At 69.5% G+C, this 25,462-nt stretch carries 29 protein-coding genes; 19 read left to right on the forward strand and 10 right to left on the reverse strand.

Features of this window, described 5'->3' with window-relative positions:
• Positions 1-4: 4 nt before the first annotated feature.
• Together EPN98_RS00770 and EPN98_RS00775 are read right to left on the reverse strand one after the other, a co-directional pair.
• A complete protein-coding gene (locus tag EPN98_RS00770) occupies positions 5-1,171 on the reverse strand; it encodes a URC4/urg3 family protein (RefSeq protein WP_293358883.1) in 1,167 nt (388 codons plus the stop codon).
• On the reverse strand, positions 1,172-2,428 hold the full coding sequence (locus EPN98_RS00775) for a GTP cyclohydrolase II (RefSeq protein ID WP_293358886.1): 1,257 nt from the start codon (positions 2,426-2,428) through the stop codon (positions 1,172-1,174).
• A 204-nt stretch (positions 2,429-2,632) separates the two neighbouring features.
• Here EPN98_RS00775 and EPN98_RS00780 point away from each other — a divergent pair, with 204 nt between their 5' ends.
• The 9 genes from EPN98_RS00780 (at position 2,633) to ureG (ending at position 8,205) form a co-directional block, all read left to right on the forward strand.
• On the forward strand, positions 2,633-3,019 hold the full coding sequence (locus EPN98_RS00780) for a nuclear transport factor 2 family protein (RefSeq protein ID WP_293358889.1): 387 nt from the start codon (positions 2,633-2,635) through the stop codon (positions 3,017-3,019).
• Between the two features lie 97 nt (positions 3,020-3,116).
• Positions 3,117-3,950, forward strand: coding sequence for an urease accessory protein UreD (locus tag EPN98_RS00785; RefSeq protein WP_293358892.1), 834 nt, complete (start codon positions 3,117-3,119; stop codon positions 3,948-3,950).
• Complete coding sequence (locus EPN98_RS00790; RefSeq protein WP_293358894.1) at positions 3,950-4,252, forward strand: urease subunit gamma; 303 nt, start codon at positions 3,950-3,952, stop codon at positions 4,250-4,252. The genes EPN98_RS00785 and EPN98_RS00790 overlap by 1 nt, the downstream gene beginning before the upstream one ends.
• Positions 4,253-4,263: 11 nt before the next feature.
• Entirely contained in the window at positions 4,264-4,470 is a 207-nt protein-coding gene (locus tag EPN98_RS00795) for a HupE/UreJ family protein (protein WP_293358897.1), read from the forward strand.
• A complete protein-coding gene (locus EPN98_RS00800) occupies positions 4,467-4,772 on the forward strand; it encodes an urease subunit beta (RefSeq protein WP_366558445.1) in 306 nt (101 codons plus the stop codon). Before EPN98_RS00795 ends, EPN98_RS00800 begins: the two co-directional genes overlap by 4 nt.
• Positions 4,772-6,475, forward strand: coding sequence for an urease subunit alpha (gene ureC / locus EPN98_RS00805; protein WP_293358900.1), 1,704 nt, complete (start codon positions 4,772-4,774; stop codon positions 6,473-6,475). Before EPN98_RS00800 ends, ureC begins: the two co-directional genes overlap by 1 nt.
• Positions 6,472-6,927 (forward strand): urease accessory protein UreE, encoded by a 456-nt coding sequence (locus EPN98_RS00810; RefSeq protein WP_293358903.1) that lies wholly within the window; start codon positions 6,472-6,474, stop codon positions 6,925-6,927. The genes ureC and EPN98_RS00810 overlap by 4 nt, the downstream gene beginning before the upstream one ends.
• A complete protein-coding gene (locus EPN98_RS00815; protein WP_293358906.1) occupies positions 6,917-7,573 on the forward strand; it encodes an urease accessory protein UreF in 657 nt (218 codons plus the stop codon). Before EPN98_RS00810 ends, EPN98_RS00815 begins: the two co-directional genes overlap by 11 nt.
• Entirely contained in the window at positions 7,570-8,205 is a 636-nt protein-coding gene (ureG, locus tag EPN98_RS00820; protein ID WP_293358909.1) for an urease accessory protein UreG, read from the forward strand. The genes EPN98_RS00815 and ureG overlap by 4 nt, the downstream gene beginning before the upstream one ends.
• On the opposite strand, the gene alc is transcribed toward ureG, so the two are convergent.
• Genes alc through puuE form a run of 4 tightly spaced genes read right to left on the reverse strand, consistent with a single transcriptional unit; the run spans position 8,202 to position 11,362 of the window.
• Positions 8,202-9,188 carry an allantoicase gene (gene alc, locus EPN98_RS00825; protein ID WP_293358911.1) on the reverse strand — a complete coding sequence of 329 codons (987 nt, stop codon included), beginning with the start codon at positions 9,186-9,188 and terminating at the stop codon, positions 8,202-8,204. The genes ureG and alc overlap by 4 nt on opposite strands.
• Positions 9,189-9,197: 9 nt before the next feature.
• Positions 9,198-9,647 carry a 2-oxo-4-hydroxy-4-carboxy-5-ureidoimidazoline decarboxylase gene (uraD, locus tag EPN98_RS00830; protein ID WP_293358914.1) on the reverse strand — a complete coding sequence of 150 codons (450 nt, stop codon included), beginning with the start codon at positions 9,645-9,647 and terminating at the stop codon, positions 9,198-9,200.
• On the reverse strand, positions 9,644-10,447 hold the full coding sequence (locus EPN98_RS00835; protein WP_293358916.1) for a dienelactone hydrolase family protein: 804 nt from the start codon (positions 10,445-10,447) through the stop codon (positions 9,644-9,646). Before EPN98_RS00835 ends, uraD begins: the two co-directional genes overlap by 4 nt.
• A gap of 3 nt (positions 10,448-10,450) precedes the next feature.
• Positions 10,451-11,362 (reverse strand): allantoinase PuuE, encoded by a 912-nt coding sequence (puuE, locus tag EPN98_RS00840; RefSeq protein ID WP_293358918.1) that lies wholly within the window; start codon positions 11,360-11,362, stop codon positions 10,451-10,453.
• Positions 11,363-11,473: 111 nt separating this feature from the next.
• On the opposite strand from puuE, the gene uraH reads away from it, so the two are divergent.
• From uraH to EPN98_RS00885, 9 genes are read left to right on the forward strand one after another with little or no spacing between them, the layout of a single operon-like run.
• Positions 11,474-11,815: a hydroxyisourate hydrolase gene (uraH, locus tag EPN98_RS00845; protein ID WP_293358921.1), complete on the forward strand. Its 342-nt coding sequence runs from the start codon at positions 11,474-11,476 to the stop codon at positions 11,813-11,815.
• A 1-nt stretch (position 11,816) separates the two neighbouring features.
• Positions 11,817-13,265, forward strand: a complete 1,449-nt coding sequence (gene xdhA, locus EPN98_RS00850) for a xanthine dehydrogenase small subunit (RefSeq protein ID WP_293358924.1) — start codon at positions 11,817-11,819, stop codon at positions 13,263-13,265.
• Positions 13,258-15,573 (forward strand): xanthine dehydrogenase molybdopterin binding subunit, encoded by a 2,316-nt coding sequence (gene xdhB / locus EPN98_RS00855; RefSeq protein WP_293358927.1) that lies wholly within the window; start codon positions 13,258-13,260, stop codon positions 15,571-15,573. Before xdhA ends, xdhB begins: the two co-directional genes overlap by 8 nt.
• The gene (xdhC, locus tag EPN98_RS00860) at positions 15,566-16,513 is read left to right on the forward strand and encodes a xanthine dehydrogenase accessory protein XdhC (RefSeq protein ID WP_293358930.1); all 948 of its coding nucleotides are present in this window, start codon (positions 15,566-15,568) and stop codon (positions 16,511-16,513) included. Before xdhB ends, xdhC begins: the two co-directional genes overlap by 8 nt.
• The gene (locus EPN98_RS00865; RefSeq protein ID WP_293358933.1) at positions 16,510-17,700 is read left to right on the forward strand and encodes a urate hydroxylase PuuD; all 1,191 of its coding nucleotides are present in this window, start codon (positions 16,510-16,512) and stop codon (positions 17,698-17,700) included. The genes xdhC and EPN98_RS00865 overlap by 4 nt, the downstream gene beginning before the upstream one ends.
• Positions 17,697-18,185, forward strand: coding sequence for an ureidoglycolate lyase (locus EPN98_RS00870; RefSeq protein ID WP_293358936.1), 489 nt, complete (start codon positions 17,697-17,699; stop codon positions 18,183-18,185). The genes EPN98_RS00865 and EPN98_RS00870 overlap by 4 nt, the downstream gene beginning before the upstream one ends.
• A complete protein-coding gene (gene guaD, locus EPN98_RS00875; RefSeq protein WP_293358939.1) occupies positions 18,182-19,480 on the forward strand; it encodes a guanine deaminase in 1,299 nt (432 codons plus the stop codon). The genes EPN98_RS00870 and guaD overlap by 4 nt, the downstream gene beginning before the upstream one ends.
• Before the next feature lie 55 nt (positions 19,481-19,535).
• Positions 19,536-20,564, forward strand: a complete 1,029-nt coding sequence (locus EPN98_RS00880; RefSeq protein ID WP_293358942.1) for a purine nucleoside permease — start codon at positions 19,536-19,538, stop codon at positions 20,562-20,564.
• On the forward strand, positions 20,561-21,889 hold the full coding sequence (locus tag EPN98_RS00885) for an NCS2 family permease (protein ID WP_293358945.1): 1,329 nt from the start codon (positions 20,561-20,563) through the stop codon (positions 21,887-21,889). Before EPN98_RS00880 ends, EPN98_RS00885 begins: the two co-directional genes overlap by 4 nt.
• A 10-nt stretch (positions 21,890-21,899) precedes the next feature.
• On the opposite strand, the gene EPN98_RS00890 is transcribed toward EPN98_RS00885, so the two are convergent.
• Positions 21,900-23,366: a hypothetical protein gene (locus tag EPN98_RS00890; RefSeq protein WP_293358948.1), complete on the reverse strand. Its 1,467-nt coding sequence runs from the start codon at positions 23,364-23,366 to the stop codon at positions 21,900-21,902.
• Between the two features lie 78 nt (positions 23,367-23,444).
• Between EPN98_RS00890 and EPN98_RS00895 the strand changes: the two genes are divergently transcribed.
• Positions 23,445-23,855, forward strand: a complete 411-nt coding sequence (locus EPN98_RS00895; protein ID WP_293358951.1) for a cupin domain-containing protein — start codon at positions 23,445-23,447, stop codon at positions 23,853-23,855.
• On the opposite strand, the gene EPN98_RS00900 is transcribed toward EPN98_RS00895, so the two are convergent.
• From EPN98_RS00900 to rutC, 3 genes are all read right to left on the reverse strand, one after another.
• Positions 23,856-24,398, reverse strand: coding sequence for a Pycsar system effector family protein (locus EPN98_RS00900; RefSeq protein WP_293358953.1), 543 nt, complete (start codon positions 24,396-24,398; stop codon positions 23,856-23,858).
• Between the two features lie 73 nt (positions 24,399-24,471).
• Positions 24,472-25,065: a nitroreductase family protein gene (locus EPN98_RS00905; RefSeq protein WP_293358956.1), complete on the reverse strand. Its 594-nt coding sequence runs from the start codon at positions 25,063-25,065 to the stop codon at positions 24,472-24,474.
• Positions 25,066-25,455 (reverse strand): pyrimidine utilization protein C, encoded by a 390-nt coding sequence (gene rutC, locus EPN98_RS00910; RefSeq protein ID WP_293358959.1) that lies wholly within the window; start codon positions 25,453-25,455, stop codon positions 25,066-25,068.
• Between the last annotated feature and the right edge of the window lie 7 nt (positions 25,456-25,462).

Here is a 25,462-nt window from a genome sequence, read left to right on the forward strand (position 1 = left end):
CCCTCTAGAAAACCGTTCCGTCCGAGATGACGGCGATGGGCGGACCACCGTCCGCCCGCTTCTGCTTCGCGATCCGCCGGCCCGCGGCCCAGGAGCCGCCCTCCAGCACCCGCGCCAGCGGGAACTCGGCCGCGGTGAGGCCCAGCCGCTCGCGCACCATCGGCGCCAACCTGTCCAGCAAGGCCACTGTCAGCGACCGCCAGCCCACGACCAGCGGACTGTCGACAGCGTGCGCCCGATCGGCGTCCGCCGGGTCCTTCACCGTGAGCACGCCCATGTCCACGAACAGACCGCCGTTGCGGTACTCGGCCAGGCCCGTGAGCCCGTCGATGTCGGTGACCTCGACGCCGGCCCACTGCAGCGGCTCGATCAGCGAGTAGCTCATCCACTGGCTCAGCTTGTGCAGCGGCACGTAGCCATCGACGGCCGGATGCTTCCAGCAGTCGCCCAGCGGCTGACCGTCCAGCGACAGGCGCCCAGGCCAGATCGGCCCCAGCGCTTCCAGCAGCACGCGCAGAATCGTCGGCGCCGGCAACTTTCCGCCCTCGGCGTGCTTCACCATGATGTCGAACAGCGCCGCCGGCCGGCCCACCGCGCGGCCCAGGCTGCGCAGCAGCTCGGCGCGCCCCTCAAGGCCCACCATCGGGTTGTCGTCGCGGACCTGGAAGTGCTGGGCCACGCCCGCCGCCGTCACCTGCTCCAGCGCATCGGCCTTCATCGGATCGCCGGGATCGGACGACATCGCGCCAGCCTCGAACATCCGCAGCGAGGCGATGCCCAGGCCCTCGGATCGGCCGACGGTGACGCCGGTGGCCGCGTCCGCGTAGCGCCAGGTCGGCCCTGCGCCCGCGTCCAGCAGCACCGACGGGATCACGAGGTCGAACGCGGCACGACCCAATTCCATAGGATCGGATGGCTTGTCCGCCTCGGCCCACAGATCGCGCCCGTCCGCCACGAACATCCGCCAGCGGGCATGGAACGGGACCTTGAGGTCGGGGTAGTTCGCGCACACCGTCTCGGCCGTCAGGTCCGCCGCCGCCTCCAGCCGTGACAGGTCCACCGCCCATTCGGCCAATCCGCCCGCCTCGGCCAGCGCCAGCATCTGGTGGGCGCGCTCGCGCACTGCGGCGGCGGAGAGAAGCCGGCGCGCCGTCTCAACGTGGGTCGACAACTAGAATTCCTTCAGATCCCGGCCCACGACCTTCTTCAGGTCGTCCTCGGAGGGCGCGCCCTCGGGCGTGAAGTAGCCGGCGGCCTTCTTGGCTTCCATCTCGACGCTGGCGTCGTCCGGCACCAGCTCGTCGGGGATCGGCACCCGCTCGCCGATCTCGATGCCGCCGGTCACCAGGGCGTCGTACTTCATGTTGGACATCGAGACGAAGCGGTCGATCCGGCGGATGCCCAGCCAGTGGATCACGTCGGGCATCAGCTGCTGGAAGCGCGCGTCCTGGACACCCGCCACGCACTCGGTGCGTTCGAAATAGGTGGCCGCCTGGTCGCCGCCCGGCTGACGCTTGCGGGCGTTATAGACCAGGAACTTGGTCACCTCGCCCAGCGCGCGGCCTTCCTTGCGGTTGTAGGCGATGAGGCCCGTGCCGCCGGCCTGGGCCGAACGCGTCGCCTCCTCGATCCCGTGGGTCAGGTAGGGCCGGCAGGTGCAGATGTCGGAGCCGAAGACGTCCGAGCCGTTGCACTCGTCGTGCACCCGGCAGGTCAGCGGCACGCGAGTATCGCCCAGCTTCGTGGCGTCGCCGAAGATGTAGAGCGTGATGCCCCCGATCGGCGGCAGGAACACCTGGATGTCGGGGCGGGTGACCAGTTCGGGGTACATGCCGCCCGTCTGTTCGAACAGCACGCGGCGCAGCTGCTGCTCCTCCACGCCGAACCGGGCGGCGACGCCCGGCAGATGCCAGACGGGATCGATCGCGGCCTTCGTCACGGCCACGTCGCCGGTTTCGTACAGCACCTTGCCGTCGGGCTTCAGCCGGCCGGCGCGGATGGCCTCGGCGATCTCGGGCAGGGTGATGCGGGCCTTGGTCACCGCGATGGTCGGGCGGATATCGACGCCCTCGGCGATCTCGGCGGCGAAGTCCTCGGCGATGCGCGCGCCCCAGGGATCGAGCGAGACGATCTTGCCGGGCTCGCTCCACTGGGGGTGCGGGCCCACCGGCACCACCGGATGGGTGTTCACCAGTTCGGGCCGGACCATCGGGTCCATGGCGCCGGAGGCGACGGCCAGTGCGCGGTAGACCGAATAGGCGCCGCCGTGGGCGCCGATGGCGTTGCGGTCGCTGCCCGCGTTGGCGGTGGCCACGACAGGGCCGCGCTCGCGGGCGGTCTTGGCGTCCCAGTTCAGCGGGAACCGGCTGGGCGTTCCCGCCCCCGGATGCGACGTGAGGCGGATGTGGGATGTCCTGTTCCCGGACATAGGCGTGAACAAACCTCCAGAGTCGAAAAGGCCCCGCCCGGGTCTTCGCCGGCGCAGGGCCTTTGAGGGCGAACACTGATCCTAGTCCGCGGAATTGGCAACATTTCCTGAACCCGCGAGGTCCCAGAGACGCGCGGCGTCTGGACTGCGCCCTTGCCCTGAGCTCCGCCATGGTCGCCAATGGACGCGGCAGAGGAGACGGGCATGCAAAGCCACCTGAAGGACCTGGAAGAGGTCCGCGAGCTCATCCAGCTCTACATCGACGGGTCCAACGGCGACGTCGCCAAGCTGCAGGCCGCATTCCATCCGGATGCCCGGATGATGGGCCATGTGGGTCCGATGGACACCTACATCCCGATCACCGATTTCTTCAAAATGGTCGAGCGCCAGCCGGGCCTGGCCGGGCCGAACTACAACGCCTACGTCCGCAACATCGACCTGGCGGGCGACGCCGGCGTCGCGGTGCTGGTCGAGACCGACTACATGGGCTGCGATTTCGTCGACTACTTCTCCGTCGCGAAGATCGGCGGGCGCTGGCAGATCACCAACAAGACCTACGCCCATACAGGCGGAACGCCGCCCGGAGCCTGAAAGGCGGCGGCGCCCAAAAAACCGGCGCCCGCGATTGACGCCGCCGCCGGGGCCGTCGTTGTCTGGACACCTCCGGGGACCACCGCAGGGTGTGTCGATGATTCAGGGTCCTGCTTCGCTGCCCGACCTGCCCGTCCTGCAAAGGGCGCGCGGCTGTGCGCGGATCGCCGTGCGGGGCGAAGCCGGTCGCACGCGGCTCTCACGGCTGTACCAGGAGGGCTGCGGCAAGATCCGCCTGCCCAAGGACGCCCGCGCCGAAGGACTCGAAGCGGTGCTTATCAACACCTCCGGCGGCCTGACGGGCGGCGACCGGATGGACTGGGCTGCCGAGGCCGTCGACGGCGCGCGCCTCACCCTCACCACCCAGGCCTGCGAGAAGATCTACCGCGCCCGCGACGGTGTGGCCGAGGTCGCCACCCGCCTGGACGTGGGCCAGGGCGGCCGGGTCGACTGGCTGCCACAGGAGACGATCCTGTTCGACGGCGGCGCGTTGTCTCGCCGCCTCGAGGCCGACCTGGCGCCGGGCGCACGCCTGCTGGCGTTGGAAGCCGTCGTCCTGGGCCGCACGGCCATGGCCGAGACGGTCCGGGTGGGCGCGCTGCGCGACCGCTGGCGGGTCCGCACTGAAGGCCGCCTGATCTTCGCCGACGACCTTCGCCTCGACGGCCCGATCGCCGACCGCGCCGCCATGGCGCCCATGCTGGCCGGCGCCCGGGCCTTCGCCTCCCTGCTGCTGGTGGACGCCGAGGCCGGCCGCCTCCTGGAGCCCCTGCGGGCCGCACTGGGCCCCGCGGGCGGCGCCAGCGCCTTCGACGGCAAACTGTTCGCCCGCGTGACCGCTGCCGACGGGTTCGCGCTCCGCCATGTGCTGCTGCCGGCGCTCAGCGTCCTGCGCAACGGCGCGCCACTGCCCCGGGTCTGGAGCACCTGATGAACCTGACCCCGCGCGAGAAAGACAAGTTGCTGGTGGCCATGGCCGCCGAGGTCGCGCGCAAGCGCCTGGCCCGCGGCGTGAAACTGAACCATCCCGAGGCCATCGCCCTGATCACCGACTTCGTCGTCGAGGGCGCTAGAGACGGCCGCACGGTGGCCGAGCTGATGGAAGCCGGGGCCCACGTGATCAGCCGCGCCCAGGTCATGGAAGGCATCGCCGAGATGATCCACGACGTGCAGGTCGAGGCCACATTTCCCGACGGCACCAAACTGGTGACCGTCCACCACCCGATCAGATGAGGAGACTCCGGTTGCGCAGACTTTTGCCTGCCCTGATGGCCCTTACGGCCACCCCCGCCCTGGCCCACGAGGGCCACCACGAGACGCTGACGCTGGCCGAACAGGCGCGGCACCTGCTGACCGAGCCCGACCACATCCTGGCCTTTGCAGGCCTCGTCGTGCTGGCTGTCGCGGGCGCCTGGCAGTGGCGGCGGGCTCGCGCGAAGGCGCGCAAGTGATCCCCGGCGAGGTCATCCCGGCCGATGGCGACATCGAGCTGAACGCCGGCGCGCCGGTCACGGTGCTGCGCGTAGCCAACACGGGTGACCGGCCCATCCAGGTGGGCAGCCACTACCATTTCTTCGAGACCAACCCGGCGCTGCGGTTCGACCGGGCCGCAGCCCGCGGCCAGCGCCTCGATATCGCCGCCGGCACGGCCGTCCGCTTCGAGCCTGGACAGGAGCGCGAGGTGTCGCTCGTGCCGCTGGCGGGCCGCCGCGAGGTCTACGGCTTCCGCCAGGACGTGATGGGCAAGGTCTGATGAGCCGGATCGGACGCGCCGCCTATGCCGACATGTTCGGCCCGACCACCGGGGATCGCGTGCGGCTGGCCGACACCGAGCTCTTCATCGAGGTCGAGCGCGACCTGACCACCTATGGCGAGGAGGTGAAGTTCGGCGGCGGCAAGGTGATCCGCGACGGCATGGGTCAATCGCAGGCCACCCGCGCGTCGGGCGCCGTCGACACCGTCATCACCAATGCGCTGATCGTCGACCACTGGGGGATCGTGAAGGCCGACGTAGGCCTCCGTGACGGCCGCATCCACGCCATCGGCAAGGCGGGCAATCCCGACATCCAGCCCGGCGTGACCATCGTCATCGGCCCGGGGACGGAGGTCATCGCCGGCGAGGGCAAGATCCTGACCGCCGGCGCCATGGACGCCCATATCCACTTCATCTGTCCCCAGCAGATCGAGGAGGCGCTGATGAGCGGCGTGACGACGATGCTGGGCGGCGGCACGGGTCCGGCTACCGGCACGGCCGCCACCACGTGCACGCCCGGCGCCTGGCACCTCCAGCGGATGATCGAGGCGGCCGAGGCGTTCCCCATGAACCTGGGCTTTTCGGGCAAGGGCAACGCCAGCCTGCCCGGCGCGCTGGTGGAGCAGGTCGCCGCCGGGGCCTGCGCGCTCAAACTCCATGAGGACTGGGGCACAACGCCAGCCGCCATCGACTGCTGCCTGAGTGTCTGCGACGAGCACGACGTCCAGGCGATGATCCACACCGACACCCTCAACGAGAGCGGCTTCGTCGAGGACACCATCGCCGCCTTCAAGGGCCGCACGATCCACGCGTTCCACACCGAGGGCGCCGGCGGCGGGCACGCCCCCGACATCCTGAAGGTGGCCGGTCTGCCGAACGTGATCCCGTCGTCCACCAATCCGACCCGGCCCTACACGCGCAACACGCTGGCCGAACATCTCGACATGCTCATGGTCTGCCACCACCTCGACCCGTCGATCCCCGAGGACGTCGCCTTCGCCGAGAGCCGCATCCGCAAGGAGACGATCGCCGCCGAGGACATCCTGCATGACCTGGGCGCGCTCTCGATCATTTCGTCCGACAGCCAGGCCATGGGCCGCGTGGGCGAGGTGCTGATCCGCACCTGGCAGACCGCCGACAAGATGAAGAAGCAGCGCGGCAAGCTGGGCGACGGTCCCGCCGACAATTTCCGCGTGAAGCGCTACATCGCCAAGGTCAGCATCAACCCCGCTATCGCCCACGGCATGAGCGCCCACATCGGCTCGGTCGAGGTGGGCAAACGCGCCGACCTGGTGCTGTGGAGCCCGGCCTTCTTCGGCGTGAAGCCCGATCTGGTGCTGCTGGGCGGATCGATCGCGGCAGCCCCGATGGGCGACCCGAACGCCTCGATCCCGACGCCGCAGCCAGTCCACTACCGCCCGATGTTCGCGGCCTACGGGCGCAGCGTGACGCGCTCGTCCATCGTCTTCACCTCGAAGCTCGCGATCGAGAGCGGCCTGCCCGAGCGGCTCGGCCTCTGGAAGCAGATGGTGGCGGTCGAGAACGTCCGCGGCGGCCTCTCTAAGGCCTCCATGGTCCACAACAGCGCCACCCCGCTTATCGAGGTCGACCCCGAAACCTATGAGGTCCACGCCGACGGCGAACTGCTCACCTGCGAGCCGGCCGACGTGCTGCCCATGGCCCAGAGGTATTTCCTGTTTTGACCACCATCACCGACATCCTGCCCGCGGGGGCCTGGACAGGCGACGCCGCCGACAGCGTGACGCTGGACTACGACGGGCGTCACCGCCGCCGCATCATGCTCACCGGGGCCTCGGGCTCGGAGTATCTGCTGGACCTGGCGGAGGCGACGCATCTCCGCCACGGCGATGGCCTGCAGCTTCCCGGAGGCGGCGTGATCCAGGTTGTGGCCAAGGCCGAGCCGCTGCTGGAAGTCACCGCCCATTCGCCGGCAGATCTCCTGCGCCTGGCCTGGCACATCGGCAACCGCCATCTGGCCGCCCAGGTGTTCCCCGACCGTATCCTGATCCGCCGCGACCACGTGATCGCCCAGATGCTCGAGCACCAGGGCGCGCACGTCCGCGAAATCGAGGCGCCGTTCGACCCAGAAGGCGGCGCCTATCAAGAGCATGGAGGGCATTCACATGCCCACTGAAGCGCGCCTGCTGCGCCTTCTGACCTGGCTGTCGCCGGCGTTCCCAACCGGCGCATTCGGTTTCTCGCACGGACTGGAGACGGCGATCCGCGAAGGGACCGTCAGCGACGTCCGCTCGCTCACCGGCTGGATCGCAGGGCTGATGGAGCACGGCTCGGCCTGGAGCGACGCGGTGCTGGCCAAGGCCGCCTGGACCGCCGTCACCGCCGAGGACCACGTGGCGCTGGATGACGTGGCCGAGCTGGCCGAGGCCCTCTGTCCATCGCTGGAACGGCGCAAGGAGACGATGAGCCAGGGTGAGGCGTTCCTGAAGGCGGTCGCCGCCTGGAACCCGCCGCCGATCCTGAGCGCGCCCTATCCGGTGGCGCTGGGCGCGGCGGCCGGCGCAGCAGGGTTGCCACTCGAGCCGGCGCTGACCGCGTGGCTGCACGCCTTCGGCGCGAACCTCGTGAGCGTCGCCGTCCGCGCCGTGCCGCTGGGCCAGTCCGACGCCCTGCAGGTGTTGGCCGCCCTCGAGCCCGTGATCATCCGCACCGCCAAGCGCGCGGCCGCCTCCACGCTGGACGAGCTCGGCTCGGCCAGTCTTGTTTCCGACATCGCCAGCATGCGCCACGAGACCCTGGACGGAAGGTTGTTCGGCTCATGAGCACCTCCTCCAGCAATGGGCCTCTGCGCGTCGGCATCGGCGGCCCGGTCGGCTCGGGCAAGACCACGCTGGTGGAGAAGCTCTGCAAGGCCATGCGCGACCGCTGGTCGATCGCGGTCGTCACCAACGACATCTACACCCAGGAAGACGCCCTGATCCTGGCCCGCCTCCAGGCCCTCCCAGAGGACCGCATCCTGGGCGTCGAGACGGGCGGCTGCCCGCATACCGCCATCCGCGAGGACGCCTCGCTGAACCTGGCGGCTATCGCCGACATGAACCGCCGCCACCCCGGCCTGGACGTGATCTTCATCGAGAGCGGCGGCGACAACCTGGCGGCCACCTTCAGCCCAGACCTGGCCGACCTGACGCTCTATGTGGTCAGCGTCTGCCAGGGCGAAAAGATTCCCCGCAAGGGCGGCCCGGCCATCACCCGCTCGGACCTCCTGATCATCAACAAAACCGACCTGGCCCCGCACGTCGGCGCGGACCTGTCGGTGATGGACTCCGACGCGAGGAAGCAGCGTGGCGAGCGCCCGTTCGTGTTCACCGACCTGACGCGGCAGTCGGGGCTGGATGAGGTGATCGCGTTCCTCGCGAAGGCGGGCGGCTTGCCGACGGCGCGGGCGGCCTAGCGCACCACCTTGCCCATCAGCCGCAGCCGGCTGACGCCGCCGTCGGGAAAGATGTTCAGGCGTACAAACCGCACCGGGCCCAGCGCGGCGAGCTCGTCGCGGAAGGTGTGCACGTGGTCGGCCTGCAGCTTCACCTCGGGCAGCAGCACCGGCCAGCTGTGGGCCTGCTCTGCGATCTCCGCCGGCGACCCGTGCGCCCGCCGCGTCGCCTGGATCGAGCAGCGGTCGGGGTAGTTGCCTTTGAAGTGGGCCGTGTCGACGATGACCTCTTCGATCGTCCCGAAGGTTCCCAGTTCCAGCACCGCCCAGTCGTGACCCGGCTCGCGCCGCCGCCGCGTCTCCCAGCCGTCGCCCATGTTCACGCCGCGGCCCGGCACCGTCAGATTGCCGACCGCGCCATAGTGCTCGTCGTTGGCGATGATGCCGCGGCCGCCGCGCGCGACAGCCAGCAGGTCCACGACCTCGTCGAGGCCCACCTTCGTCCAGTCGGGATCGACCCGGCCCCAGACCCGCAACCGCGCCACGCCGCCGTCCGGATGGATATGCAGCCGTACATGGGTGATCGGGGTGTCGTGCTCCACAGGGAAGTAGATCCGATCGTCGCCCTTCAGCGACAGGCGGCCGGTGACGTTGACCCAGCCGGCCTCCGGGTTCACCTCGTCCGAACGGCACACCTCGATTTCGGCGCCGGGCGGGTAGTTGCCGGTGAAGTGGCTGGTGTCGATCTCGAAGCCGGCGACCACGCCCGCGACGCCCAGGCGGATGACGCACCAGTCGTGGCCAGGCGTGCGCTTTCGGCGGCTCTCCCAGCCGTCCATCCACTTGCCGTTGTCGTCGTACTTGCCGGGGATGAACACCGGCGGCGCGGGGTCGATGAGCCGGCTCTTGTCGGCGAAGAAATCGTCGGTGGCGTAGACGACTTCGCTGCCCAGGCGCGGCTGGGCGAGGTCCACATATTGGCGGCGCAGGTCGTCGAAGATCATGAGCCCACTCTACAACAGGTCTGCGAGACGAAAGCCTGCGATCCGGTGGATCTGGGCGATCGCCGTCTCGAATTCGGTCTCGGGATCGTTCGTCAGCCGCGCCTCGAAGGCGGCCAGGATTTCGGCGCGCGTGGCGCCCTTCACGGCATAGATGAAGGGGAACCCGAAGCGGGCGTTGTAGGCGGCGTTCAGGCGCTGGAAAGCGTCGAACTCTGCGGGCGTGCACTGGTCGAGACCAACGCCCGCCTGCTCCTTCACGGACGCCTCCGCCATCTTGGCGCGGGTGGCCAGTTCCGGGTGCGCCCGGATCAGCGCCAGCTTCCGTTCGCGGGGCGCAGCGTCGACCGCTGCGCGCATGGCGCCCGCCAGATCCTCCGGCGGCGGCCAGCAGGCCTCCGCGACCCACTGGGAATGCTCGTAGACGCCGCCATACCGGCTCAGGAATTCGTCGCGGGTCACGACGACGCCTTCGCGAAAGCGCCCCGGAACACCTCGACCACCCGCGTACTGGCCGCCGCCGCCGCTCGCGGATCGAATTCGAACCGCACCGGACCGCCCTTGCCATTGTGAGCGTAGGGGTCGTGGATCGTCTTGGACGGCATGTCGCGGTCGAAGGCGTGGGTGGCCCCCGGATGGACCACCAGCTCCACATGCGCCCGGTCGGCCGCCGCCAATCCGCCCAGGAACGCGTCGCAGACCTCCGGCGTGTCGTAGGCGTCCGCGGCCCCAGCGTGGATCAGCAGCGGCGCGCCGGTCAGGTCGCGCAGCTCATGGCCCGGCGCGCGATTATAGCTCCACAGCACGGGATAGAAGGCCGCGTGGGCCGCGAACCGCAGGCCCGGCGGGGCCAGGGCGTCCGCGTAGCGCCGCGTGGCGCTGAGCACGCTGACCACCCCGCCCCACGAGAAGCCCATGATCGCGATGCGGGCGGCATCGACCTCGGGCTGGCGCGCCAGAAACGCCAGCGCGGCAAAGGCGTCCGGCAGGGTCTCCGGCACGGTCTTCGGCCGCCCCGCCGCGCCGCGCGTCGTCCCGCGGGCCGCCCACATGTCCAGCTCCAGCGTCGCGAAGCCCGCCGCGTGCAGCGCCCGTGCGTGGTAGCGGCCCCGCGCGTCGACCCCGTCCGACCCATGGCAGATCACCACCGCCGGCACGGGCGCGATCGCCTCATCCGATGTCGGCACGTCCAGCCGCGCGGCCACCGTCAGCGGCGGCTCGGCCCCGGTTTCGAACGCCACGTAGCAGGTGCGGAAGTCCATGATCTAGGCCTCGTACGGATGCGTGGCGCGCCAGTGCCGCGCGATGTCGATGCGGCGGCAGAACCAGACGTCCTGATGACTCAGCGCGTGGCGGATGAACCGCTCCAGCCCCGCCAGCTTGCCGGGCCGCCCGGCGAGGCGGCAATGTAGCCCCACGCTCATCATTTTCGGCCGCTCGGCGCCTTCCTCGTACAGCACGTCGAAGGTGTCCTTCAGATACTGGAAGAACTGCTCGCCGGTGTTCAGGCCGGTCCCCGAGAAGCGCATGTCGTTGCACTCCAGGCTGTACGGCACGATCAGGTGCTGCCGGCGCTCGACCGTGCTCCAGAACGGGAGGTCGTCCGAATAGTCGTCGGCGTCGTACAGGAACCCGCCGTCCTGGGCGACCAGGCGGCGCGTGTTGGGGCTGGTGCGGCCCGTGTACCAGCCCAGCGGCCGCTCGCCGGTCAGCCGGCGGTGAATGTCGATGGCCCGCAGCATGTGCTCGCGCTCGGTGCGCTCAGGCACGTCCTGGTAGTTGATCCACCGCCACCCGTGACTGGCGATCTCATGGCCGGCCTCCAGGAACGCGTCCACCAGCGCCGGATGCCGCTCCAGCGCCATCGCCACGCCGAACACCGTCACCGGCGTCTCATACTTCCGGAACAGGCGCAGCAGCCGCCAGACCCCGGCGCGGCTGCCGTACTCGTAGATCTGCTCCATGCTCATGTGCCGCGCGCCCATGACCGGCGCCGGGTTGATCATGTCGGACAGGAAGGTCTCTGCCCCGGCGTCACCGTGCAGCACGGAATTCTCGCCGCCCTCCTCGTAGTTGAGCACCATCTGGATCGCGATCCGCGCGCCGCCCGGCCAGGCCGCGTGCGGCGGCTCGGCGCCATAGCCGATCAGGTCGCGGGGATAGGAATGCTCGGGCATGGATGACCGCTTAGCAGGCTTCTATTGGCCTTCACCGTCGCAATCCTGCGCCAGTGTTGCAATTCCGAGCCTCCGGGCGGATTCTGAGCGGCCGCGTGCAACGGAACCCAGATGAGCGGCCTGACCACCCACGTCCTCGACACCATGCGCGGCCAGCCGGCCTCGGGACTCTCGCTACGCCTGCGCCGCGGCGGCGAGACGCTGGTCGAGGCCATCACCAACCTGGACGGCCGCGTGGACAAGCCCCTGCTGACGGCGGCGACCCTGACCCCTGGGACCTATCGCCTGGAATTCGACGTCGGCGAGTACTTCCGCGACCTGGGCGTGGCCCTGCCCGATCCGGCTTTCCTCGAGACTGTGGTGATCGACTTCGGCATCGCCGACCCGACCGCGCACTATCACGTGCCCCTGCTGGTGAGCCCGTACGCCTACTCCACCTACCGGGGCAGCTGAGGTGACCCGCCCGATCCGTTTCCTGCTGGACGGCGAGATCCGCGAACTGCCGGCCGATACCGATCCGACGCTCACGGTCCTGAACCTGCTCCGCTACCACCTGCGCCGCACCGGCACGAAGGAAGGCTGCGCCGAGGGCGACTGCGGCGCCTGCACGGTCGTGCTGGGCGAACTCTCCGAGGACACCGTCCGCTTCCGGGCGGTCAACGCCTGCATCCTGTTCGCGCCGATGCTGGACGGACGCGCCCTGTTCACGGTCGAGAGCCTGGGCCGCGAGGGCCATCTCCATCCGGTCCAGCAGGCCATGGTCGACTCCCACGCCAGCCAGTGCGGCTTCTGCACGCCGGGCTTCGTGATGAGCCTCTACGCCGCCCAGCGCGAAGGTGCGGCAACCGATGCGGCAAACCTCAAGGACGTGCTGGCGGGGAACCTCTGCCGCTGCACCGGCTACGGCCCGATCCTGGCGGCCGGCCAAGCTATGGGCCCGGATTCGCACGCGGCCGACCTGCCCGCCCTGACAACGGCCCTGGCCGCCCTACAACCGACCGAAGGCCTCGCGCTGGAGCACAAGGGCCGTCGCTTCTTCGCGCCCCGCTCGGCGGACGATATGGCGGCGGTCCTGGAAGCGCATCCGGAGGCCACGGTGCTGGCGGGGGGCACCGATGTCGGGCTCTGGGTGACCAAGCAGCATCGCGATCTGGCGACCATCGTGTCCCTGAACGAAGCGGCCGACCTGCGCGCCATCGACGAATTCGGCGACACGATCCGCATCGGCGCCGCGGTCCGCTATGCCGATGCGCATGCGACCCTTGCCCGCCTGCATCCCGCGTTAGGCGAACTCCTGCGCCGGCTGGGCGGGCTTCAGGTGCGCAACCTCGGAACCCTCTCCGGCAACATCGCCAACGGTTCGCCAATCGGAGACATGCCGCCGGCCCTGATCGCGGCCGGCGCGACGCTGGTCCTGCGCAAAGGTCGCGTGCGCCGTGAGATGCCGCTGGAGGCCTTTTTCCTCGCCTACGGGCGACAGGACCGGCAGCCGGGCGAGTTCATCGAAGCTGTGATCGTTCCCAAGATTCCGACCGGTCGCATCTTCAAGATCGCCAAGCTTTCCAAGCGCTTCGACCAGGATATTTCAGCAGTCTGCATGGGCCTTTCGGTCGGCGTCGAAGCCGGCCAGGTGACCGACGCCCGCATCGCCTTCGGCGGCATGGCCGCGACGCCGAAGCGCGCCACCGCCGCGGAAGCCGCCCTCACCGGCCGCCCCTGGACCGCCGAGACTGTCGAGGCCGCCGCCGAGGCCCTGGCGCAGGACTTCACGCCGATCACCGACATGCGCGCCTCGGCCGACTACCGCCTGGAAGCCGCCCGCAACCTTCTGCGCCGCGCGTTCCTGGAGGTGGCCGGCGCTGCGTCCAGCGTGCGCGACGCGGAGGCGGTGGCCTATGGCTGACTCCGGCGCAGGGGTCCGCGCGCTCCCCGTCCTGAACACGCCCATCGGCCACGATAGCGCCCCGCGCCATGTCTCGGGCGAGGCGCTCTACATCGACGACATCCCCGAGCCGCCAGGCCTGCTGCACCTCTATGCCGGCCAGTCGGCCCACGCGCATGCCAAGGTCACGAAGCTGGACCTCTCGGCCGTCCGCGCGGCCCCCGGCGTCGTGGCCGTTCTCACCCCCGCCGACGTCCCGGGCAAGAACGACATCAGCCCCTTCGCCGGCGACGATCCGTTGTTTGCCGAGGGCGAGGTGAAGTTCCTGGGCCAGCCGCTGTTCTGCGTCGCCGCCGAGACCCTGCCCAAAGCCCGCGCCGCTGCGGCCCTGGCCGTGGTCGAGTACGAAGACCTGCCAGCGCTCCTCACCGCCGACGCCGCTCTCGCCGCAGGCTCGTTCATCGAGCCCAGCCAAAGGATGATTCTTGGCGACGCTCGCGCCGCCATCGCCGGGGCCCCCCACCGCGCGTCCGGCCACCTGCAGGTCGGCGGCCAGGAGCACTTCTACCTGGAGGGCCAGGTCGCCCTGGTGATCCCCGGCGAAGGCGACGATCTCCATGTCTGGACCTCGACCCAGCACCCGACCGAGACCCAGCACATCCTGGCCCGCGTCCTGGGCTGCCAGGACTCCGCCGTCACCGTCGAGGTCCGACGCATGGGGGGCGGCTTCGGCGGGAAGGAGACCCAGTCGGTGCAATGGGCGGCCATGGCCGCGCTGGCCGCGAAGGTCACCCGCCGCCCCGCCAAGATCCGCCTCGACCGCGACGACGACATGGCGCTGACCGGCAAGCGCCACGACTTCGAGATCGACTGGGAGCTGGGCTTCGACGCCGACGGCCGCGTGGCCGGCGTCGCGTTCGAGTTCGCCTCGCGCTGCGGCTTCTCGGCCGACCTTAGCCACGCGATCAACGACCGGGCGATGTTCCACGCCGACAACGCCTATGCGCTGCCGGCGGCCGAGATCGTCAGCCACCGCACGCGCACCCACACGGTCTCCAACACCGCCTTCCGTGGCTTCGGCGGCCCGCAAGGGATGATGGCGATCGAGCGGGCGTTGGACGCCGCGGCGCTCCAATTGGGCAAGGACCCGCTGGATGTGCGCCTGGCCAACCTCTACGGCATCGCCGGCGACCTCACGCCCTACGGCCAGACTGTCACCGACGCCGTGATCCATCCGATCATGACCGAGCTGGCCGCGTCCTGTAACTACCGCGCCCGCCGCGACGCGATCCAGCGCTGGAACGCCGCCAACGACCATCTGAAGCGCGGCCTCGCGCTCACGCCGGTGAAGTTCGGGATCTCGTTCACGACCACCCACCTGAACCAGGCCGGCGCGCTGGTGCATGTCTACACCGACGGCTCGATCCTCCTGAACCACGGCGGGACCGAGATGGGCCAGGGGCTGAACATAAAGGTCGCCCAGGTCGCCGCCGACGCGTTCCAGGTCCCGCTGGCGTCCGTCCGCATCACCTCAACCCGTACCGACAAGGTGCCCAACACCTCGGCCACCGCCGCCTCGTCGGGCAGCGATCTCAATGGCATGGCCGCACTGGACGCCTGCGAGCAGATCAAGGCCCGCCTCGCCGCCTGGGCCCGCGCGAAGTGGGGTCACGACCCGGTCTTCACGGCCGACGGCGTGCAGGTCGGCGCAGACCGCTTCAGCTTCCGCGATTTCGTGAACCAGGCCTACCTGGCCCGCGTCTCGCTCTCGGCGGCCGGCTTCTACAAGACCCCCGACATCCACTACGACCGCGCCACCCACAAGGGCCGGCCGTTCTACTACTTCGCCTATGGCGCCGCCTGTTCCGAGGTCGTCGTCGACACCCTGACCGGCGAGAACAAGGTCACCCGCGTCGACATCCTCCATGACGTGGGCCGCTCGCTGAACCCGGCCATCGACCTGGGACAGATCGAGGGCGGCTTCATCCAGGGCATGGGCTGGCTCACCACCGAGGAGCTGGTGTTCGACGCCAAGGGCCGCCTCACCACCCACGCGCCGTCGACCTACAAGATCCCCACGGCGGGCGAGCGGCCCGATGTTTTCAACATGGCGATCTGGCAGCCCGGCGAAAGCCGCGAGAACACCATCCACCGATCCAAGGCCGTGGGCGAGCCGCCGCTGATGCTGGCGATCTCGGTCTTCTCGGCCCTGACCGATGCGATCGCCAGCGTCGGCGGCCACAGAGTGATGCCCAACCTGGACGCCCCGGCTACGCCGGAGCGGATCCTGGCGGCGATCAACGACGTGCGGAGGCGCGCCGATGGTTGAGTGGATCGCAGACGCGTTGGCCTCCGCCCGCCGCGGCGAGGCGCTGGCCATGGTGACGGTCGTGGGCGCGCAGGGTTCCACCCCGCGTGAGGCGGGCGCCCGGATGCTGGTCTGGCCCGACCGCTTCACCGGCACCATCGGCGGCGGCTCGCTGGAGCGCCAGGGGCTGGACCAGGCTCGCAAGCTGCTGAGCCAGGCCACCCGTCGCCATGCGCTCCAGGACTATCCGCTGGGCCCGCTGCTGGGCCAGTGCTGCGGCGGCCACGTGCGGCTGCTGGTCGAGCGCGTCGACGAAGGCAGCCTCGACTGGCTGGAGCCGGCCGCCGCCGCGCGCGCGCCGTTCGCCTTGACCGCGAGGTTCGAAGCGGGCGGCATGCGCCGGGTGGTCGGGGGGCCGGGGCCGCACGGCTCGGACGGCCCGCGCACGCCGCTGTCGGAGGTCCGCTGCTTGTCCGAAACCATCCGCCCCGCCCTGCCCCGCCTCGTGATCTTCGGAGCTGGCCACGTGGGCCAGGCCGTGGCCCGCGCCTTCGCGCCGCTGCCCTTCCACCTCGATTGGCTCGCCAGCCGCGAAGACCTTCGTCCCGAGGCCGGAGGCACGCGCGCGACCATCCTCTCCGAAGACGAACTGGAGGAAGCTGTCGAGGCCGCGCCGGCTGGGACACTGGTGGCCATCTTCACCCACAGCCATGACCTGGACTACCGCCTGACCCGCGCTGCGCTGGCGCGCCCTGACCTTGCCTACATCGGCCTGATCGGCTCACGGACCAAGCGCACGCGGTTCGAGCACCGGCTGCGCGACGAAGGCCTGGGCGACGCCGACCTCGCCCGCCTGACGTGCCCGATCGGTCTCGCCGAGCTGAAGGGCAAGGAGCCGGCGGTCATCGCCGTGGCGCTGGCCGCCCAGCTGCTGCAACTGACCGAAGAGGTCCCCGCTTGATCGCCGACCTCGAGGCCTGGGCGAACCTGGCGATCCGCTGGCTACACCTTGTGGCCGGCATCGCCTGGATCGGATCGTCGTTCTATTTCATGTGGTTGGACAGCCACCTTAAGAAGCCGCCCGAAGCTCCGGAGGGCATCGCGGGCGAGCTGTGGAGCGTCCACTCCGGCGGCTTCTACCGGCAGATGAAGTTCATGGTGGCCCCGGCCGACATGCCCGAGGAACTGCACTGGTTCAAATGGGAGGCCTACACCACCTGGATCTCGGGCTTCCTGCTGCTCAGCCTGATCTTCTACGTCGGCGCCGACCTCAACCTCATCGACAAGACCAAGGCCGACCTCGCGACGTGGCAGGCCATCGGTCTCGGCCTGGGGACGCTGGTCGCCGGCTGGCTGGTCTACGACGGCCTCTGCCGCTCGCCGATCGGACAGAACCTCAAGCTTTTCAGTGCTGTGTGGTTCGCTGTTCTCGTCGCCGCCGCCTACGGCCTGACCCGCGTCTTCGCCGACCTCGGCGCCTTCATGCACGTGGGCGCCATCATCGGCACGGTCATGGCGGCCAACGTCTTCATGATCATCATCCCCAACCAGCGGAAGGTGGTGGCCCAGGTCCTGGCGGGCCAGACGCCGGATCCCGCGCTGGGCAAGCAGGCCAAGCAACGATCCGTCCACAACAACTACATGACCCTGCCGGTGCTGTTCCTCATGATCAGCAACCACTACCCGATGATCTTCGCCGCCCCGCTCAACTGGCTCTGGGTGGCGGGCCTGGGGATCGCCGGCTGGACGATCCGCCACTTCTTCAACCTCAAGAACGCCGGGCGTTTCGAGCCCCAGGTGCTGGCTGCGGGCGCACTGGCATTCGTGACCGTGGCGGTGCTGAACGTGGCCGCGCGGCCAAAGCCGCCGACCGTCGAGGAGGTCCCGAGCTACGCCCTCGTCCGCGCCATCGTCGACAAGCACTGCATCGCCTGCCACGCCGCACACCCCACACACCGCGGCGTGCCGGTGGCGCCGAACGGCGCGGCTTTCGACACCGACGCGGGCCTCGCAAAGCACCTCGACAAGATCTACGCCCGCGCCGTGGCCACCCAATCCATGCCTCAGGGCAATGAGACCGGCATGACCGACCTGGAACGTGCCCAGCTCGGCGCCTGGATCAAGGCCGGCGGGAAGGTCGGATCGTGAGGACCATCGTCCCGGAACCCCTCACCGCCGACGCCTTCGCCCCATTCGGCGACGTGATCGAGGTGTCCGACCAGGCCGAGGTGATCCCGATCAACTACGGCTGGACCACGCGCTTCAACGCCCTCACCGACGTGGCGGTGGGCGATGGCCAGGCGATCATCAGCATCTTCCGCTCTCGGCCGCTGACCCCGCTGGTGCTGAAGATCTTCGAGCGCCACCCCCTGGGCAGCCAGGCCTTCATGCCGCTGCAGAGCCGGCCCTTCCTGGTGGCCGTAGCGCCGCCGGGCGATTTCGACGCCGCCAGGGTCCGCATCTTCCGCGCCGGCGCCGGCCAGGGCGTGAACTACGCCAAGGGAACCTGGCACCACTTCCTGCTCGCCCTGGACGCCGAGAGCGACTTCCTGGTGGTCGACCGCGAGGGCCCCGGAGAGAACCTGGACGAGGTCGAGCTGCCCGAGGCCGACTGGATCGCGGTCGCGCAATGACCCGCCAAGCCTACCGCGCCGCCCTGCTCCACGCGCTGGACGATCCCTCGCGGTCGCCCGACGCCGTCGACTATCACGCAGACGGGCTGCTGATCGTCGAGGATGGTCACGTGGCGGCCTTCGGCGCCTACGCCGATCTCGCCGCCAGTCTTGGCGACACGCCGGTCGAGCCCCTGCCCGGCCGCCTGATCACCCCGGGCTTCGTCGACGCCCACGTCCATTACCCACAGGTGGACGTCATGGCCGCCTGGGGCGCCCAGCTGCTGGACTGGCTCCACACCCACACCTTCCCCACCGAACAGGCCTTCGCCGACAGCGCCCATGCCGATGCGGTGGCGCAGGTTTTCCTGGACCAGCTGCTGGCCAACGGCACGACCAGCGCGCTCGCCTTCTGCACCGTCCACAAGACCTCGGCCGAGGCGCTGTTCGAGGCGGCGCTGGCGCGGAACATGCGCCTGATCGCGGGGAAGGTGCTGATGGACGTGAACGCCCCCGACGGCCTCACCGACACCGTCGAGACCGGCCGCGCCGACACCGAGGCCCTGATCCGCGCGTGGCGGAACAAGGGCCGCCTGGGCTACGCGATCACACCCCGCTTCGCCGTCACATCGTCTGACGCACAGCTGGCCATGGCCGGCGAGGTGCTGGCCGCCAACCCCGACGTATTGCTCCACACCCACATGTCGGAGAACACCGGCGAAATCGCCGAGGTCGCCCGCCTCTTCCCGCGCGATCGCGACTACCTGGCCGTCTACGAGCGCCACGGGCTGGTCGGCCCGCGCTCGGTCTTCGCCCACTGCGTCCACTGCGATGACGAGGCCTTTCGCCGGCTCGCCAAGGCCGGCGCATCGGTCGCCTTCTGTCCATCGTCCAACATGCTGCTGGGCAGCGGCCTCTTCTCGCTAAAACAGGCCTGCGCCCAGGGAGTCTCGACCGCGCTCGGCACGGACGTCGGCGCCGGCGGATCGTTCTCGCTGCTGCAGATGATGGGCGAAGCCTACAAGGTCGGCCAGCTTCGGGGCGACGCGCTGGACCCGCTCCACGCCTTCTACCTCGCCACGCTTGCCGGCGCCCGGGCGCTCCATATCGACGACAAGGTCGGCAACCTGACGCCCGGCAAGGAGGCCGACTTCGTGGTCCTTGACCTGGCCGCCACGCCCCTGCTGGCCCGCCGTGCGGCGAGCACGCGCTCGCTGGCAGAGACCCTGTTCGTGCTCGCCGTGCTGGCGGACGACCGCGCCGTGGAACGCACCTACGTCATGGGCGACCTCGCTCACGCCCGCGGCTCCACCTAACGCTTGCCTCCGCGTCTGCGCCGCCGACTATGCGGCGAGGCCTTGGGGGAATCGTGTGCTGCGTCTGATCGTCTTCATCCTGGCCCTGCTCGCGCCAGCGGCCGCGCTGGCCAGGCCCATCCCGATCAAGGTCGTGGTCGTCATAGCCTTCGAGATTGGCAAGGACACCGGCGACGCAGCCGGCGAACTCCAGCTGTGGGTCGAACGCTTCCCGGCCACCGAGACCGTCAACATCCCCGGCGTCGAGCGGCCCGCCCGGCTTACGAAGGATGGCGTGCTGGTGATCAACACCGGGATGTTCGGCCGCGCCCGGACTTCGCTGTCGTCGCTGATCGTCGACCCGCGCTTCGACCTGTCCAGGGCCTACTGGCTGATGGCCGGCATCGCCGGGGTCGACCCCAAGGCGGGCTCGATCGGCAGCGCCGCGTGGTCCGACTGGGTCGTCGATGGCGACCCGCTCTACGAGATCGACGACCGAGAGATCATCGCCGGCTGGCCCTGGGGCCTCTATGCCGCCAACTCGAATGGCCCCGGCGAAAAAGGCGACCACGCCGGCGCCAGCGGTATGGCCTGGCGGCTGGATCCCGGCCTGACCCGCTGGGCTTTCGAGCAGACGCGGAACATCCCGCTGGCCGACAACGCCCATCTGGCCGCCGACCGCGCCGGTTATCCCGAGGAGCCTGCGGCGCAGAAGCCGCCGCATGTGTTCGTGGGCGCCAGCCTGGGGACCGTCCGGTTCTGGCACGGCGAACTTCGCACCCGGTGGGCCCGCGACTGGGTGCGCGTGCAGACCGACGGCCAGGGCGTGCTGGCCATGACCGACGGGGAGGACCAGGCCGTACTCGACACCCTGACCCTGTTCGCAAGCTCCAAGCGGGTCGATCCGCGCCGGGTGCTGATCCTGCGCACGGCCAGCAACTACTCGCGCCCCGGCGCGGGCAAGCCCAACCGGATCACCTTCGCCGACGGTGGCCTCGAGGCCGGCGTCGAGGCCGCCTACCGGGTCGGCGCGCCGGTGGTGAAGGGCCTGGTCGCGGGCTGGTCCACCTACGCCGACACCATCCCGCAAGGAGCCGCCAAATGAGCTTCCTGGAAAGGACCTTCCAGCTCCGCGACCGCGGGACCAACGTCCAGACCGAGGTGCTGGCCGGGGCCACCACCTTCCTCACCATGGCCTACATCGTGCTGGTGAACCCGGCGATCCTGTCGACCACCGGCATGCCGCTCGCGGGCGTCGCGGCGGCCACCTGCCTGGCGGCCGGGATCGGCTGCCTGCTGATGGGCTTCCTGGCCAACTACCCGATCGCGCTGGCGCCCGGCATGGGACTGAACGCCTACTTCGCCTTCACAGTTGTGGGAGCCATGGGGGTGCCTTGGCAGACCGCCCTGGGTCTTGTCTTCATCTCGGGCGTCCTCTTCATCCTGCTGACGGTCGCGGGCGTGCGTCAGCTGATCGTCAACGCCATCCCTCGGGCGCTGTTCTCGGCCATCGCCGCCGGCATCGGCCTCTTCATCGCGTTCATCGGGCTGCGTGGCGCAGGCGTCGTGGTCGACAACCCCGCCACCCTGGTCACGCTGGGCGAGGTGAAGGCGCCGACCACCCAGCTCGCCCTGCTGGGCCTGGCGATCCTTTCGGTCCTGATGGTGCTGAAGGTGCGCGGCGCGATCTTTATCGGCATCGTCGCCACCGCCGTCCTGGGTTGGATCCTGGGCCTCGCCACCTGGAAGCCCGAGCCCTACAGCCTGGAGCAGATGACGGGTACGGCGCTCAAGCTCGACATCCCCGCCGCCCTCGACATCGGCGGCGGCACGATCGGCCTGGCGCTGCTCGAGATCCTGTTCGTCTTCCTGTTCGTCGACCTGTTCGACAACGTCGGCACCCTCGTCGCCGTCTCGAAGAAGGCCGGCCTGATGCAGCCCGATGGCACGATCCCGCGCCTGAACCGCATCCTCTTCGCCGACGCGGGCGCCACCGTCGTGGGCTCGCTGGCCGGCACGTCGACCGTTGTCAGCTACATCGAGAGCGCCTCTGGCGTCTCCGCGGGCGGGCGTACCGGACTCACCGCAATCGTCACCGGCCTGCTGTTCCTGGCGACCCTGTTCGTGGCGCCATGGGCCCAGGTGATCCCGGCCGCCGCCACGGCGCCCGCGCTGATCCTGGTGGGCGGGATGATGATGGCGCCGCTGACCGAGATCGACTGGGACGACCCGGTCGTCGCCATCCCCGCCTTCCTGACCCTGATCACCATCCCGCTGACGTTCTCGATCGCCAACGGCCTCGCCTTCGGCGTCATCGCCTATGCTGTGCTCAAGCTCGCCAGCCGCCGCATTGCCCGCGCCGACTGGCTGCTCTTCGCGCTGGCGGCGCTGTTCGTCGCCCGGTTCGTCTACATGGCGGTGGAGGGGTAGGCCTTAGGCCTTAGTTCGCCGCCTCGAAAGCCCTCAGCAAACGCTCATGTCGCCACTGTTCGCGGGCTTTGTCGCTCGTGGCGACCAGATCGGCGCAGGCGCCCTTGGGCTCCGCGGAACCCACCTGACCGGCGCAGGCCGCGACGGGCTTCCTGTAGACGTTTGGATCGGCCCAGAGCCCCTCACCCGCCAGGAAACTGTAGGCGATGCCATTGCGCGCGGCGGTCTTCAGGTCGTCGTATGTCGCGCCATTCCGGACGGCGAAGGCGTAGTCGCCCCAAAGCTCGTGCCGACTGATCCCGCTGTCGTCCGTGGACAGGGCGGCGGGAATGCCCATTTTACGGAACCAGGCATACGGGTGCTCCTCGGGCGGCACCTCCAGGATCACCGAGTTCGAGACCAGGTTGGTCTCGATCAGCACGCCCTTGGCCGCCATCTCGCGCGCCACCGCCACAGCGTCGGTCTCAAGCGGCAACGCCGTCCCGTGGCCGATCCGCCGTGCGCCGGCGATGCGGACGGCGTCGGTCACGCGGTGGCTGACCGACTTCGGAGACACCAGCTTCAGGGTCACCTCGCCGGCATGCAGCGCCACCGGGACCTTGCGGCCCTGATCGGTCAGTTCGGCTACGATGCGCATGTGGACGTCGTAGTAGCGGGTCGCGTCATACCCATCCTCGGGCGCCACCAGTTGCAGCCCCACCCAGCGCTTGTCGGCCGCGACGACGGCCACGCCCAGCTGCAGCTGGGCCATGGTCTGCTCCGGCGGCCCCTCCCGCATGGCCTGGAAGAGGAAGCGGACGGTCACCTGGCAGCCCGCGCTGGCGTCAGGCGTCCCGCACCTCATCACCTCGCGCGCGCGCTTCTCCAGGGCGTCGGTGTCGGCGATCACCGCCGGGACAAGCTTCTCGATCCCCGCTTCGCTCAGCGCCTTCCTGGTGGATGCCGGATCACCCTTCCAGCCCACCTGAGCGCCCAGCGAGCGCGAGGCCAGGAACTGCGGCGTGACCATCTGCTCGGCGTAGAATGTGTTCTGCCGGGCCAGCCCTTCCATCACCTCGGCCAGCGCATCGCCCTGGCGCCTCGGCGAGACGCTGCGGCGGCTGAAGGCGGTGAAGAACTGGTCGTGCCCCGATCGGTCACGGAAATCCGGATGGCGCGTGGTCAGGCTGTCGATCATGGCCGAACGCAGCGCTTCGCTGGTTCGGATGTCCGAGGCCGGCCGCAGTCCCTCCCCCGTGCAGCTCAGGCGGATCGCCAGCTCGACGGGGTCAATGCACGCCTTGTCCTCGATCGCCCACTCCAGGATCAGCTCCGGCGGCGTCCCCCCGCCCAGGTGGTTGTGCAGCTCGCCGCCCTTGGGAAAGGCCTTCAGCGTGGCGGCGAGTTCGGCGGGCGACATCCTGGCCAGGTCGGGGCCCGCCAAAGCGGGGGTCGCCACCGCAAGGGCGGCGGCCAGGGGAATGGAGATTCTTCGCATGGCCTAAAGCGGCCCGAGCTTGGCCGCGCGGTCAAGCATGCACTGGCGCAATGCCGCGCGTTGGCGTCTCTTCAGGGCATGGACGCCGCCGACCTGATCAAGCGCCTGAAGCTTCAGCCCCACCCCGAGGGGGGCTGGTATCGCGAGACCTGGCGCTCGGACGCGGCGCTGCCGGATGGCCGCGCCGCGGCGACATCGATCCTGTTCCTGCTGGAGCAAGGCCAACGATCGCGCTGGCACCGGGTCGACGCCGAGGAGATATGGATCTTCCAGGCGGGCTCGCCGCTCAAGCTGCGCACGGCGCAGGGTCCGGAAGTCACCGAGACGCGCCTGGGCCCCGGCCCCGGCCAGTCTCCGCAGCACGTGGTCCACAAGGACGAGTGGCAGGCCGCCGAGGCCGACCGCGGCTGGACCCTGGTCGCCTGCATCGTCAGCCCCGGCTTCCGCTTCGAGGGCTTCGAGCTGGCCCCGCCGGGGTGGGAACCTTAGCTAGATGTGGGCGACGCCGCTCAGCCGGAGCACGTAAGGCGCCAGGAACGCCACCAGCGCGCCGATCAGCCCACCCAGAAGAATGCGGTAGGCGAACCCCAGGAAGCGATACTTCTTGAACGCGAGCACCCGGCCGTTCTGATAGATGTCGTGGGCGAAGGCCTCGAAGCTCTGGCGAGGATCCTTGGCGACCGTCATCAGCCGATCGATGAACTCGTCCTCGGAGACCTGTGTAAACGAGCCGAAGAACAGGATGTTGGCCGGGCCGTCCGGGCGGGGCGGAACCTTCACCGACGGCAGCACCGCCAGCACGGCCAGGCACGCCGCCGCAAAGGCCGCCGCACCCAGGATCATCAACGGCAGCGGGCGCGCGCCCGTGTTGCCCAGGCTGATGCTCACCGTGAAGATCACGAAGCTCGCGCCCAGCACCATATTGGCCTTCTGATCGGCCATCTGGCTCAGCTGGTACTGCGCCTGCATCGTCGTCCGTAGCAGATGCACGGAATCCGGATGGAATCCGCCCCGCGCGGGATCACCACTCATCTCAACTCCCCCCGAGCCCGCCCCTCCACAGAGCGGTTCCCGAACACACAAAAATATGGCCTTGGCCTTGTTGTCAGACCTTCAGCCGTCCCTCGAACGCGTAACTCGACACCGGATTGCGCCCACTGGGAACTTCCCGCGAACGGTAAGGCTCGTCCAGCACTGAAGGATCGGCGAGCTTGCCGACCGCGATCGCGGCCTCGACGTTGAACTGTTCCGGGTCGGCGCCGACGGCGGCGAAGGCCTTGTCCTTGTCGAACCCGGCCATCCCGTGCGTCACCCAGCCCAGCATCTGCGCCTGCAGCGCCAGATAGCCCCAGGCCGCGCCCGCATCAAACGCATGCCAGGGATTGGCCGACGGCTCGGCGCCCTCCCGCCGACGAAAGCGGTCGGACACAACAAAGATCAGCACCGAGGCGTTCTTCACCCACATCTGATTGAAGGGGATCAGCGCGTCGAACAGCGGCTCCCACTGCGGCGTCTCGCGATGCGCATAGACAAACCGCCACGGCTGGCCGTTGAACGCCGAGGGCGCCCAGCCGGCGGCCTCGAACAGGGTGTTCAGCGCATCCTGGGGCATCGTCTCGCCAGTAAAGGCGCGAGGCGACCAGCGCTCGAGGAACAGGGGATCGGCGCCGTGGTTGGCGGCGCGGCCGGTCGTGGTCATCTACTGTTTTCCGATATGGGCGATGGTGGCGATCTCCACCAGAAAATCCGGGCGGACAAGCCCGCACTGTATGCAGAACCGCGCCGGCTTCTCGCCGGGGAAGTACTCCGCATAGACCTTGTTGATCGCCGCGTAGTCGGCCCAGTCTTTCAGGAAGATGTGGTTCATCGTGACATCGTCCATCGTGCCGCCGGCGGTTTCGATGACCGACTTGATGGTCTCCAGCACCTGCCGCGTCTGGGCGGCCGCGTCGCCCACGTGGGCCACGTTGTTGTCCTTGTCGAACGCCAGCGTGCCCGAAACATAGACCACGCCGTCGGCCAGCGTTCCCGGCGAGAAGGGCGCGATCGGCGTGCCGGTCCCCGGCGGCGTGATGACGGTCTTGGGCATGTCTACC

This window comes from Phenylobacterium sp. (assembly GCF_004299445.1).
Lineage (GTDB): Bacteria > Pseudomonadota > Alphaproteobacteria > Caulobacterales > Caulobacteraceae > Phenylobacterium.